12 protein-coding genes are annotated in these 12,405 nt (G+C 68.5%); 6 read left to right on the top strand and 6 right to left on the bottom strand.

The features are described 5' to 3' along the window. Positions 1 to 22: 22 nt before the first annotated feature. From G7043_RS19540 to G7043_RS19530, 3 genes are all read left to right on the top strand, one after another. A complete protein-coding gene (locus tag G7043_RS19540) occupies positions 23 to 454 on the top strand; it encodes an acyl-CoA thioesterase (protein ID WP_166047344.1) in 432 nt (143 codons plus the stop codon). Further along, entirely contained in the window at positions 447 to 1,073 is a 627-nt protein-coding gene (locus G7043_RS19535) for a hypothetical protein (RefSeq protein ID WP_166048185.1), read from the top strand. Before G7043_RS19540 ends, G7043_RS19535 begins: the two co-directional genes overlap by 8 nt. A 75-nt stretch (positions 1,074 to 1,148) precedes the next feature. Next, positions 1,149 to 2,267 carry a low temperature requirement protein A gene (locus tag G7043_RS19530; protein WP_207311424.1) on the top strand — a complete coding sequence of 373 codons (1,119 nt, stop codon included), beginning with the start codon at positions 1,149 to 1,151 and terminating at the stop codon, positions 2,265 to 2,267. Here the strand turns inward: G7043_RS19530 and G7043_RS19525 are convergent. The 4 genes from G7043_RS19525 to G7043_RS19510 all read right to left on the bottom strand — a co-directional run bounded on the left by G7043_RS19525 (position 2,264) and on the right by G7043_RS19510 (position 7,438). Beyond that, complete coding sequence (locus G7043_RS19525; RefSeq protein WP_166047340.1) at positions 2,264 to 3,856, bottom strand: glycoside hydrolase family 13 protein; 1,593 nt, start codon at positions 3,854 to 3,856, stop codon at positions 2,264 to 2,266. The genes G7043_RS19530 and G7043_RS19525 overlap by 4 nt on opposite strands. A gap of 57 nt (positions 3,857 to 3,913) precedes the next feature. Continuing rightward, on the bottom strand, positions 3,914 to 4,297 hold the full coding sequence (locus tag G7043_RS19520) for a globin (RefSeq protein WP_166047338.1): 384 nt from the start codon (positions 4,295 to 4,297) through the stop codon (positions 3,914 to 3,916). A 118-nt stretch (positions 4,298 to 4,415) separates the two neighbouring features. After that, the gene (locus G7043_RS19515) at positions 4,416 to 5,267 is read right to left on the bottom strand and encodes a mechanosensitive ion channel family protein (protein WP_313888015.1); all 852 of its coding nucleotides are present in this window, start codon (positions 5,265 to 5,267) and stop codon (positions 4,416 to 4,418) included. A 74-nt stretch (positions 5,268 to 5,341) separates the two neighbouring features. Continuing rightward, the gene (locus tag G7043_RS19510; RefSeq protein WP_313887970.1) at positions 5,342 to 7,438 is read right to left on the bottom strand and encodes a prolyl oligopeptidase family serine peptidase; all 2,097 of its coding nucleotides are present in this window, start codon (positions 7,436 to 7,438) and stop codon (positions 5,342 to 5,344) included. Between the two features lie 151 nt (positions 7,439 to 7,589). On the opposite strand from G7043_RS19510, the gene G7043_RS19505 reads away from it, so the two are divergent. Beyond that, positions 7,590 to 8,258, top strand: a complete 669-nt coding sequence (locus G7043_RS19505) for an HNH endonuclease (protein WP_390827466.1) — start codon at positions 7,590 to 7,592, stop codon at positions 8,256 to 8,258. 12 nt (positions 8,259 to 8,270) lie between these two features. On the opposite strand, the gene G7043_RS19500 is transcribed toward G7043_RS19505, so the two are convergent. Next, on the bottom strand, positions 8,271 to 8,696 hold the full coding sequence (locus G7043_RS19500; RefSeq protein WP_207311423.1) for a DUF2345 domain-containing protein: 426 nt from the start codon (positions 8,694 to 8,696) through the stop codon (positions 8,271 to 8,273). 590 nt (positions 8,697 to 9,286) lie between these two features. Between G7043_RS19500 and ctaJ the strand changes: the two genes are divergently transcribed. Continuing rightward, on the top strand, positions 9,287 to 9,532 hold the full coding sequence (gene ctaJ / locus G7043_RS19495; protein ID WP_166047331.1) for an aa3-type cytochrome oxidase subunit CtaJ: 246 nt from the start codon (positions 9,287 to 9,289) through the stop codon (positions 9,530 to 9,532). Continuing rightward, positions 9,519 to 9,998 (top strand): DUF5130 family protein, encoded by a 480-nt coding sequence (locus tag G7043_RS19490; protein ID WP_166047328.1) that lies wholly within the window; start codon positions 9,519 to 9,521, stop codon positions 9,996 to 9,998. Before ctaJ ends, G7043_RS19490 begins: the two co-directional genes overlap by 14 nt. A gap of 43 nt (positions 9,999 to 10,041) precedes the next feature. Here the strand turns inward: G7043_RS19490 and G7043_RS19485 are convergent, their stop codons facing one another. Next, positions 10,042 to 12,360: a GNAT family N-acetyltransferase gene (locus G7043_RS19485; protein WP_166047326.1), complete on the bottom strand. Its 2,319-nt coding sequence runs from the start codon at positions 12,358 to 12,360 to the stop codon at positions 10,042 to 10,044. Between the last annotated feature and the right edge of the window lie 45 nt (positions 12,361 to 12,405).

Genomic DNA, 12,405 nt, shown 5'->3' with positions numbered 1-12,405 from the left:
TCGTGAACGGTAGGGTCCCTGCATGGGTGTCTTCGTCACTGGTGTGCGGCCGAGATGGTCGGACATGGATGCGTTCGGCCACGTCAACCACGCGAACACGGTGACGTTGCTGGAAGAGGCCCGGATCGAGCTGCTGTTCACCGAGGCGGCCCGCCACGGGGTGAAGGAGATGGCCGAGGGCATGGTCGTGGCCAAGCTCTTGGTCGAGTACCTCGCGCCGATCGTGTTCACCGGCGAGGACATCGTGGTGGAGATGTCGGTGCGAGAGCTGAAGTCCGCGTCGTTCACACTCGACTACGTCGTGCGGGGCAGTCGTGAGCCGAACAGCCCGGTGGTCACCAGGGCGGAGACGCTCATGGCGCCCTACAACGTGACCACCGCGCGGCCGCGTCGGCTGACCGAGGCCGAGCGTGACTTTCTCGCCGGGTGGCGGGCAGGGGGAAATGGTGCCTGAACTGGTGTTGGCCGATGCGGCCGAGAGAGACGACCTCGGGGCGTTCGCCGCGAGGGCCGTGCGGTTGGACGGGCAGACCGTGGTGCGGCTGCGCAACCGCAACGAGGAACTGCTCGACGCGTGGGTCGCCACGCCGTTCGACGCGCTGGCCACGCGAACCGTTGCGGGGCAGGCGAATCCGGCCGACGTCACGGTGTCCGGACCGGACCTGCTGACGGGGCTCGCGGTCATGCGGGACGAACGCATCGATCCCGGTCCCGCCAAGGACCTGATGTGGCGCTCGGCCCTCCCACCCGCCGAGGGCTGGCTGCTCGTGGACCGGCTGCCCGTCGAGGTGATCGCGAAGCTCGCGGACGAAGGCGCCGAGGTGGCGCGGGAGAACACCGGACCGCACGGGACGCCGCCGGCGTCGTTGCTGGACCAGACCGTGCTCACGATCAGCGGGTCCGGGCTGGACGTGAAGGTGCCGCTGCGAGTCCTGTTCGCGTTGTCGGGCATGGGTTTCCTCGGTGAGAACGGCGAGGTTCGGGTCACCGCGACGGACGCCTGGCTGCGGATCGACGCGAAGTACGGCGCGGTGGTGCGCCGGCGGCACTCGATGTTGCCGCTGATCGTCTGACCTGGAGTTAGGTCCAGCTTCGCCGCCGGAGAATTCGGGGCGCCCCAAGCGGATGCGCGGGGCACGATGTCGCGCGTGTCCGCCGAAACGCAGCCGCAGGAGGAGACCGAGTACCGGGTTTCGACCCTGGAGCTCTTCTTCGACCTGGTGTTCGTCTTCACGATCACGCAGCTGACCCGCAAGCTCGCCGACGACACGTCGCCGCTGGGCTTCGGCCAGGTCGTGATCATGCTGTTCGTGATCCTCTGGATGTACTTCGGGTACGTCTGGCTCACGAACGCCGTCCCGCCGAACACCGCGCTGCGGCGGGTGTTGCTCATGGCCGGCATGGGCGGGTTCCTCGTCATCGCGCTCGCGATCCCGAACGCGTTCGAGGCGGCCGGACCGGCGTTCGGCATCGGCTACCTGATCGTGAACCTGGTGCACTCCGGGCTGTTCATCTCGGCGGGCGGACCGGGCTCGGCCGCGGCGATGGCGCGCCTGGCGCCGTTCAACCTCGGCTCAGCGGGCCTGGTGATGATCGGCGGGTTCCTGCCCAGCACGTGGCGAGCGGTGGCCTGGACGGCCGCCGTGGTGCTCATGATCGTGTCGCCGTACGTGAACCGGCGGCACGGGGAGTTCCAGATCAGGTCGGCGCACTTCGTGGAACGGCACGGCCTCGTGGTCATCGTCGCGCTCGGCGAGTCGATCATCGCGATCGGCATCGGGGCGGCCGGGCTGCCGCTCAACCTGCAGCTCGTGGTGGCCGCGTTGCTCGGTCTCGCGCTCGTCTACCAGATGTGGTGGTGCTACTTCGGCCGCGACCAGGACGTGCGGGCCGAACACAGTCTCCTGAACATGACGCGGTCCGAACGGGCCCGCGCGGCGCTGTCGGCGTTCGGCTGGGCCCACGCGCCGATCCTGCTCGGCATCGTCGTCGTGGCGGTCGGCGTGAAGAAGACGATCGGCCACGCCACCGAGCACCTCTACCTCAGCGGCGCGCTCGCGTTGGGCGGCGGTGTCGCGATCTTCCTGGCCGGCCAGGTCTACTTCCGCCTCAGGCTGCGGATCGGCACGGTCAAGTGGCGTGTCATCGGCACGGTCGCGGCGCTCGCGACCGTGCCGATCGGACTGTGGCTCGCCATCGCGCAGGTCACCGCGCTCGTTCTCGTGGTCGGCGCGCTGCTGGCGGTGGAGGAGAAGGAGCGGGCTTAGGCGAGCCAGACCGCGGTGTCCGGCGGAAGCTGGTCGCCGTCCATCGGCCCGGACGACAGCAGCACCTGGCCGGGCGGCAGCGGCACGGACGCACCGGACGTGTTCAGCGCGCAGATCAGCCCGCCGCCCTTGCGTCGGAACGCGAAGCATCCCGCCGGGGCGCCGTACCACTCCAGCTCCTCGCCGGAGAAGCCCGCGTGGGACTTCCGGTGCTCCAGCGCCTCGCGGTACAGCGAGAGCATCGAGCCCGGGTCCTCCAGCTGCGCCTCGGCGGTGAGGTGGTCCCACTCGTTCGGCTGCGGCAGCCAGGTGTTGACGGCCGTGGAGAACCCGAACGGCGGGGTGGCGCCCTCCCACGGGATCGGCACGCGGCAGCCGTCCCGGCCGCGCTCGGTGTGGCCCGAGCGCTCCCAGGTCGGGTCCTGCAGCGCCCAGTCGGGCAGTTCCACGTTCGGCAGGCCGAGCTCTTCGCCGTTGTAGAGGTAGATCACGCCCGGCAGCGCCAGCTCGACCAGCGTCATCGCGCGGGCCCGCTGCTCGCCCAGAGCGCCGCCGCCGTACCGCGTCACGTGGCGCACCACGTCGTGGTTGGACAACGTCCACGCGGCGGGCGTGCCGGTCAACGACACCGCGGCCAGCGAGTGTTCGATCGCCGAACGGACGGCGTCGGCGTCGAAGTCGGCCTCGACCAGCCGGAAGTTGAAGCCCAGGTGCAGCTCGTCGGGACGGACGTAGGCGGCGAAGCGCTCGTCGTCCTTCACCCAGATCTCGCCGACGGCCATGGTGCCGGGGTAGCCGTCCATGACCTTGCGGATCATGCGGTGGATCTCGTGCACGCCGTCGTTGTCGAACCGCGGGTCGTGCACGTCGTCGGACAGCACGCCCGGAACCTGCGTGCGGATCTCCATGTCCGGCAGGCCTTCCGGCTTCGCCATGCCGTGCGCCACGTCGATGCGGAACCCGTCGACACCGCGGTCCAGCCAGAACCGCAGCGTCTGTTCCAGGTCGGCGCGGACCTCAGGGTGGTCCCAGTTCAGGTCGGGCTGCTCCGGCGCGAACAGGTGCAGGTACCACTGGCCGTCGGGCACGCGGGTCCAGGCAGGACCGCCGAAGACGGACACCCAGTTGTTCGGCGGCTGCGAGCCGTCGAAACCGCGGCCCTCGCGGAAGATGTAGCGCGACCGCTCCATGCTGCCCGGACCGGCCTGCAGCGCCTCCTGGAACCACTCGTGCAGGTCGCTCGTGTGGTTCGGGACCAGGTCGACCGTCACGCGGATGTTGTGCTCGTGCGCGTCCGCCACCAGCCGGTCGAACGCGGCCAGGTCGCCGAACAGCGGGTCCACGTCGCGCGGGTCGGCGACGTCGTAGCCGTGGTCGGCCATCGGCGAGCGGTAGAACGGGGTGAGCCAGAGGGCGTCGACACCGAGCAGTTCCAGGTAGCCGAGGCGGGACCTGATGCCGTCGAGGTCGCCGACGCCGTCGCCGTTCGAGTCGGCGAAGGAGCGCACGTACACCTGGTAGAAGACGGCGTCACGCCACCAGACGGACTCTTCGGCGATCTCGGGGCTGAGGTCGGAGGAACGTCGCACGGGGGGTCATCCTGCCATTCGTCTCGCTGCGAAAGGACCCGATCGGGTGATGGGCGCTCAGGACCAGCTGTTCATCAGACTGTTCGCGGCCATCTCCAGGTAGTCCCAGAGCTGCTTGCGGTGGGCCTCGTCGAGGCCTGCCTCGTCGACGGCGATCCGCATGCAGCGCAGCCACGCGTCGCGTTCGATCGGGCCGATCGAGAACGGCACGTGACGCATTCGCAGCCTCGGGTGACCCCGGTTCTCCGAGTAGGTGTGCGGGCCGCCCCAGTACTGCATGAGGAACAGCCGCAGCCGCTCCTCCGCAGGTCCGAGGTCCTCTTCCGGGTACAGCGGCAGGAGGACGTCGTCGGCCTTCACCTCTTTGTAGAAGCGCGCGACGATACGGCGGAACGTCTCCTCGCCACCGACCTGTTCGAAGAAGCTCACGGGGTTTCCCACCCAACCATCCTGACTCACGCGAGCCACCGCGCGCAGGCCGCCCCGGCTGTTGGTTTCGCCATAGGGGTGTGAACTGGCAGGACGCCGGGTGATCACCGTCTCGAATGGGTGTTCTAACTCACTTGGCCGTGAAGCCCGCTTCTTCCAGCGCCGGCATCAGCTGCGCGCGCAGGTTGCGCTGGACCGCCCACTGCCGGCCGGGGCGGGTCTTCACGGTGACCCGCAGGGTGATGCCCTCCGGCGTGAACTTCTCGACGCCGAGCACCTCGGGCTTGGCCGTGATGTCCGTCTTGAGCGGTTCCTTCTCGGCCACGTCGGCGACCCGGCGCTCCAGCACCTTGGTCGCCTCGGCGAGGTTGGCGCCGTAGCTCAGCGGCAGGTCGACGACCGCGACCGCGAAGCCCTGCGACGAGTTGCCGACGCGCAGGATCTCGCCGTTGCGGACGTACCAGACGGTGCCACCCGTGTCGCGGATCGTGGTGGTGCGCAGCGCGACCGCCTCGACGGTGCCGGTGATCGACGGGCCGAGGTCGACGACGTCACCGACGCCGTACTGGTCCTCGAGCAGCATGAACATGCCGGACAGGAAGTCCTTGACCAGGTTCTGGGCGCCGAAACCGATCGCGACGCCCAGGATGCCCGCCGAGGTCAGCACGGGCGTGATGTCCAGCCCGATCACGATCATGATCTCCAGGAACGCGATTCCGAAGATCAGGATCGTGACGATGGACTTCAGCACCGAGCCGATCGTGCGGGCGCGCTGCTCCCGGCGTTCGGAGACGAGGTTCCCGAGCGCCTGGGGCGCGCGTTCGCGCAACGGCTTGAGCAGCCCCGGCTTCTTGCCTTCCTTGCCGGGGATGGTGATCCGGTCGATGATCTTGCGGAGCACGGCTCTCAGCACGAAGGCGGCGATCAGGACCACGACGATCTTGATCGCGCCCGCGAGGATCGTGGGGCCGTACCTGTCCACGAAGTCGACCGCTTCCGCGGCCTTGTTCGAGACGTCGTCCACGGGACTCGTCCTCAGCACGTGGTCGTGCCCTCCTACAACTCCATGCCGGTGGCATTCGCGAGAAACGTCAGCTGGTCCACGGCGAGAGCGACCGTCCGGCTGACCGACCGTCCCGCGTGACCGACCTCGGTCTCGCGGCGGATCAGCACCGGGTGCTTGGTCGGATCACTTGACGAAGCGTGCTGCAGTGCCGCGCACATCTTCCTGGCGTGGTTGGGGTCCACACGAGAATCCGACTCGAACACCGTGAACAAGACAGAAGGGTACTCAACGTCCGTTACCACTTGGTGATAAGGAGAGTAGGAAAGCAGCCAGCCCAGCTCCTCGGAAACGCTTGCGCTGCCGTACTCATCGGCCCACAACCGTCCGAGCAGGAACTTCTCGTAGCGCACCATGTCGAGCAGTGGCGCTGAGCACACCACCGCCGCGTAGAGCTCGGGGCGTTGGGTGAGGGCGGCCCCGACGAGCAGACCGCCGTTCGAGCCGCCCATGATCGACAACTGCTGCGGCGTGGTCCACCCGTCGCGCACCAGACGCTCCGCGGCGGCGTGGAAGTCGTCGAACACGTTCTGCTTGTTCTCGCGCATGCCGGCGACGTGCCAGTCCTCGCCTTCCTCGTCGCCACCGCGCAACGACACGTGCACCCACACGCCGCCCGCTTCCACCCAGGCCAGCGTGGTCGCGCTGTAGCCGGGACCGCGGCCGATCGCGAAACCGCCGTAGCCGGTGAGCAGCGCGGGACGGGGCAGGTCGGGCTGCTGTTCGCCGCTCACGACGAACATCCGGACCGTCGTGCCGTCCTTGGACGTGTACGCGATCTGCTGCGTCGTCACCGCGGGCAGTTCGACGCGGCCGGGCGCGGCCTCGTGCAGCACGGTCTCGCCGGTGGACTTGGAGAAGCGGAACACCGACTGCGGCGTCACGAAGTCAGTCCACCCGAACCACAACGTGTCCTGGTCGTGGTCGGTGAGAGCGTCCACAACCGACATGCCGTGCAACGAACCCGTGCCGGGCAGCGGAATCGCCTGCTTGTGCGCGCCCGTCACGGCGTCGTGCAGGTGCAGTTCGGACACCGCGTGCCTGGTGCGCAGGACGACCAGGTCGCCGTTCATCCAGCGGACGCCGTCGAGCACCGAGTCCGGCTCCTCGCCGATGAGCTCGGTCCACTCGGTGGGGTTCGCCGGGTCGGCGACGCAGAGGCGCTGCCGGGGAGCGCCGTGGTTGGTGTGCAGGTAGAGCCTGCCGTCACGGGCGACGAACGCCGAGCACTGCGCACCCGCCTCGGTCAGGATCACGGGCTTGAGGGCGGCGTCACCGTGCAGGTCCGCGATCCACACCGAGTCGTGCTTCATCGTGCTGGGCGCACCACTCACGATCAGCCAGCGGCCGTCCTGCGAGAGGGTGAGCGAGTAGTAGAAGGTGTGCGCCTGGCCGTCGCCGTGCACCTCGAGGTCCGTGGCCGGGTCGGTGCCGACGCGGTGGCGCCACACACGGCGGTGGAACAGCTTCTCGTCGTCGGGCAGCAACGCCGGGTCGAGCTGGCGGACGTAGAAGAACTCCTCACCGCCCGGCAGCCAGCCGATCGCGGAGTAGCGGCACCGGTCGATCGGGCCCTCGATGAGCTCGCCCGTCTCGACGTCGATGACGTGCAGCAACGAGTGCTCGTTGCCGCCGACCGACACCTGGTACGCCAGGCGCGTGCCTTCGAGGCTGGGGGACCAGCTGTCCAGAGTGGTCCGGCCGGACGGGTCGAGGGCGCTCACGTCGAGCAGCGCGCGTTCGGTGCCGTCGGTCTCCCGCACCATGACCACGGGATGGTCCTGCTCGGGACCGCGGCGGGTGAAGAAGGCCCTGCCGGCGCGCCAGGTCGGGGTGGACACCGAACCCGTGCGCATCAGCTCCTTCAGCCTGGTGCCGAGGCGTTCGCGGCCCGGTACGGCGTCGAGCCAGGAGCGGGCGAGCACGTCCTGCGCCTGCGACCACGCCTCGGTGCGGGGGTCCGCCGTGTCCTCGAGCCAGCGATACGGATCCGCGATGTCGCGGCCGTGAATCTGCTCGGTGAGGTTTAGCCGTTCGGCGATCGGGTAGGTGATCGTCGCAGGCAGTGGAGTGGAAGGAACCTCTGTCACCTTGTCAAGCGTAGCGGGCGATGAAAACCATCCCCGATAGGGAGCGCGTTCACCTCGGGTTTGATCACACATCCATGACGCGTCACTTATCACACGTGATTTTTTCCTGGTAAGTGTGGTCTCCTATGGCTGAACCGGTGGAGGTGGTCGCGTGCCAGACCGACAACCGACCCCTATCGGCGGCTCGCTCTCGGGCGAGACGGCGCCGACGGTCCCCCCATGCCGAAATCAGCCCGAGTTGCGGGCGGTGCCGGATGCGGATCGAGACGGGGGAGGTTCCGGTCCGACGCCGGCGGTGTTCCCCTGGGGAAGACGCAAGGTCCTGCTGCTGAACGCCACGTTCGAGCCGCTCACGGCGTTGTCACTGCGCCGGGCGGTCGTCCTGGTGGTGTGCGGGAAGGCTGAAGTCGTGCACGGGGACGCTTCAGGGCTCGTGCTGCACTCGTCGAAGTCCGAGGTGCTCGTGCCGTCCGTGATCCGGCTGAGCACCTATGTTCGCGTGCCCTATCGCGGTCGCGTGCCGATGACCCGTGCCGGGCTCATGCACCGCGACCGTTATCGCTGCGCTTACTGCGGCGGGCGGGCCGAGACGATCGACCACGTCGTGCCGCGTTCGCGTGGCGGACCTCACACCTGGACCAACTGCGTCGCCTGCTGTGCGAAGTGCAATCACCGCAAGGCGGACAAGCTGCTGTCCGAACTGGGCTGGCGGCTGCGGGTCGTCCCTGCCGCGCCGCGGGGTCCGCACTGGCGGTTGCTCGCCGGGGTGGCCGAGGCTGATCCGCAGTGGTTGCCGTACCTGGGTGAACCCGCGGCCTGATCTGCTGGTGGGTCAGGCCGCGAGGGAGAAGTCGTTCTGACGTGCCGTGATGCGGACGCTGTCGTCGTGCGCGGTGATCCGCACGGAGTCGTCCATCGTGATGCGGACCGAGTCGTCCTGAGCGGTGATGCGGACCGAGTCGTCGTGTGCCGTGATGCGGACCGAGTCGTCGTGTGCCGTGATGCGGACCGAGTCCTCACGCGCGGTGATCCTGACGGAATCCTGCTCGGCGGTGATCCGAACGGAGTCCTCACGCGCCGTGATTCGGACGGAATCGGACATGGTGATCCTGACCGAGTCGCTCGCCGTGATGCGGACCGAGTCCGACATGGTGATGCGCACCGAGTCTCCGGCGGTGATGCGCACCGAATCGGCCGCGGTGATCCGAACGGAGTCGCTCGCCGTGATGCGAACGGAGTCACTGGCCGTGATACGCACTGAATCGTCCTTGTAGCTCGGAAGAGTGAAGGTCACGGCCTGGGGGCGGGTCATCGTGAACATTTTGTGTCCTCCAAGACGCTCGGGGCGGGTGCGCAAGACCCGTATAGGTGAAAAGCTAAGAGGTGGGTGTTCCGGGAACAAGACCCCAAACCGGCACCCGTTCGCATCCGACCGGGTGAGGACTGACCGGGTGTAACCGCTGCGCCGCACGAGAGCACTCATTGGCCTTACTGGCCGGTATGGACACGTTCCGTAGCGTTCAAACGGGTGGAACGTGACGTGCGTCATAGTAGAAACGGCGATCGCATCGTCGTGCCGCCGTTGTTCGCCGTCGCGAGCGCATGCCGTGGTGGTTCGCGCCCGAACCCGTGGCCGGCCTGTGGTCACTGGTAGTTGCCGTTGCAATCACAGCTTGGCCGTGCAGGCGCTCTAGGCCATCCAGGTATTGGGTCTCATCGAACCGGTGGTTTCCGGCCTTGCCGTGTGCACGGCGGCCGGTGCTCTGCTAGCGGCTCGATCGTGCGATTGACCGCGATCTTGCTGGCCCGGCCGTTCGCGCGCGGCCGAGTTCGGCTACCGTACCCGCCGTGACCATCGTGGAGACCGTTCTCGTCTTCGCGCTGATCCCGCTGGCGATTTACGGCGTGATCACGCTGCTGACGGTGAGGCCAAAGGCCACCCGGATTCCCCGGTACCGGCCCGGCCAGGAATGGGGCTACGCCCCGGTGTGGTGGAGCGCGAACCCGGCCGGGTTGAGCGCGGACCACCACGGCGCCGCCGAGCCCGCTGCCTCGGGTTCGACCGCCAAGGGAGGTGCCCGTGGCAACTGGTAAAGCGATCGAGGCCGTCGACCCGTCGACGCTGCCGCTCGGCTCTGTTGTGACCAACAGCGGCCGCGTCTCCGCAGCGAAGATGTACGAGCCGCACGCGCCGGAACTGCCGTTCACGCCGGCCCAGCTCGCGCAGCTGGACGAGGCGCTGACGCTGTCCAGCCGCACCACGGGCCTCGACTTCAGCGTGTACCTGGGCGAACTCGGCACGAACGCTCACGAGCGCGCACAGGAGCTGCACGCCTCGACCGAGCGTCCGTCGCACCACGTCCTCGTGGCCGTGTCGCCGGGCGAGCGCGTGGTCGAGATCGTGACAGGCGAGGAGTCCCACCGCCGTCTCGCCGACCGCGGGGCCAAGCTCGCGGTGATGAGCATGGTGGCGTCCTTCAAGGAGGGCGACCTCGCGGGCGGCCTCGTGTCGGGCCTGCGCATGCTGACCGACCAGGCGGGCAACGCGCCGCGTTCCTGATTTGCTGTTCGAAGGCCCCCGGCGTGCGCGCCGGGGGCCTTTCTCACACCTCGACCTGGTTCTTCGCGACCACGAGGTCGGAGATCCGCTCCCAGCCGAGCCTGCGGTACAGGTGCACTCCCTCGGTGGACGAGAACAGCAGCCCGGTCGTAGCGCCGTCCTTCATCGCTTCCCGTACCAGCACACTCATCACCACGCTGCCGAGCCCACGCCGCCGATGCGCCTGCGCGGTCTCGATGCGGTGTGCGACAGCGTCTTCACCGACGACTGCCATCAGCCCGCTCGCCGCTACCTCGCCGTCCTTCACCACCCGTACCCCGATGACCGGGCCCCGGCTCACCTCGACGGCATAGCCCGCGGGCGGCTCGAACAGCGGCGGGTGCGCGATGAGTTCGCACCGCATGAACGTCTCGTCCGGCCTGGCCACGATCAACCCGGCCGCTTCCATCTCCGCGGTCACCTTCTCCGGCACGTCCGTCGGAACGCTCAGCCAGTTCGGTTCCTCAGTGGCGGCAACGATCCTCGCCATGGCGGCGGTTTCCGCGTCGTCGGTGGCGATCCACTCGTTCGCGCGGTGCGCGCGGTTCACGTGGACGACCAGGTAGCCGTCGCGGTACGACGAGGTCAGCCCGTCGGCCGCGATCCAGCCGCGGTGCCAGCGCTCCACCAGTTCACTGATCATGCTTCCCCTCCTGGACGCGATCACGACGTCGGAAATCTTCTGCCAGCCGAGTTTCCGGCACAGGTGCAGGCCGTCCGCCGTGGCGAACAGCAGCCCGTCCACCGCTCCGGCCGCCACCGCTTCCCGTGCCAGCACACCCATCACGACGCTGCCGAGTCCTCGCCGCCGGTGCTCGGCCGTGGTGGTGACGCGGCGTGGCACAGCGTCCGAGCCCACCACGGCGATCAGGCCACTGGCGGCTTCAGCGCGGCCGGAAAGCACCCGGACCTCGATGACGGCGTCCTTGCGAGTCACCTCGACGGCGTACCCATCGGGTGGTTCCGGTGCGGGATGGTCCGTGAGTGAGCGTCGCATGAACGTCTCCAGCGAGCGAACGGCCAGCCCGGCCTTCTCCACTGTCCGGATCACCTCGTCCGGAGAATCCGTCGGCACCGTCAGCCAGGTCTCCGAGAACCCACTCGCGATGTTCTCGGCGTGTCCCACGACGTCAGCGTCACCGGTGAGAATTCGGTCGTACTCCCGTTCCTGCGGGCCGTTCCAGAACTGCCAGTTGTCCATCACACGGTCCGACCCCGCCGTCGATGTCCAGGCCGAGCCCGCGATCCAGCGGTCGACCATCGCGCCGAGGTCCACCCAGCGGGAGAGCCGGTCGGTGAGGTCTGGTGTGGACGGTTCGAACGACACGTCGATTCCGGTGCGTCGCAGGTATTTCAGCACGCCGAAGAACAGGTCCGGTACGGCTTCCAGTGCCACGCCGGGGTCGTGCCACACGACGGTGAGACCGGGTGGGAGCCCCCACAGGTCGGGCGGGCCGGCGGCCCAGTACGGAATCCCGAGGTAATGGCCAGACCCGACCAGCGCCTCGTTCAGCGCCAGGTGCAGGCCGTGCTTCTCGGTGGCGTGGGCGCCGTCCACGTGGTGCACCCCTGCGGTGGGGCGGACGCGGGGTGCATCGGCGGCGATTTCCTTCCACACCATGCGGCCGTCCGGGCTGAGCGGTGCCCACAGGTTCCGTTCCGTCGGGGTGCCTTCCATCCAGATGCGCCACACCGGCCGGGCATCGGGCACGTGTTCGTCCAGCAGGACGACGCCGTCGAGCACGATGTCGAAGAGTCCGGGCCCTACCGCGGACGGGTGCGCCGACACGATGTCCAGCCTGACTCCCGTTTCCGCCACGACCCTGCCGTCGCGGTCCAGGGCACGCAGAACCATCCGGACACCCGGCCGCTCGGACGCAGTGAACTCCGAGACGGTGCAGCCGATCAACGTCACCGGAGGCCGCATCTCGTCGAACGAACGCGGAAACCCTTCCACCACACGACATGTGCCCAGCACGGTGCTGCCGCCGCCCGTGCTGCTGAGCACGTATCGCGGCCGCACCGGCTCATCGTTGTTGTCCAGCTGGAACGCGGAAGCGCTGCAGACGAGATCACCGCCGGGCAGCTCGGCGTGGACGACGAGGTCGCCGAGGCGCCACAACTCCCAGGCGCGACCGTCCTTGATCTCCAGGAACACGTCACCGGTCAGCGAGTCGACCGGGGCCGTGCATCCGCGCAGCACCACCCGCTCCCGCTCAGGTGGTACGGGAAGGGAGAACAGGCCGTCGACGTCCACCGCCCGCGCCAGCACCTCGTACTTGCGTCCGCCGTCGTACCACGCCTGCGCGATCTCGTACCGCAACGGACCTCCCCAGAGCCACTTCGACGCTACGCGAAAAGCCCCGCA

The sequence above is a fragment of the Lentzea alba genome, assembly GCF_011067745.1.
Taxonomy (GTDB): Bacteria; Actinomycetota; Actinomycetes; order Mycobacteriales; family Pseudonocardiaceae; genus Lentzea; species Lentzea alba.
This window is presented reverse-complemented; position numbering and strand designations above follow the sequence as displayed.

Coding starts and splice junctions, on each gene's coding strand:
- G7043_RS19540 (WP_166047344.1), top strand. CDS start 23: ATGGGTGTCTTCGTCACTGGTGTGCGGCCGAGATGGTCGGACATGGAT.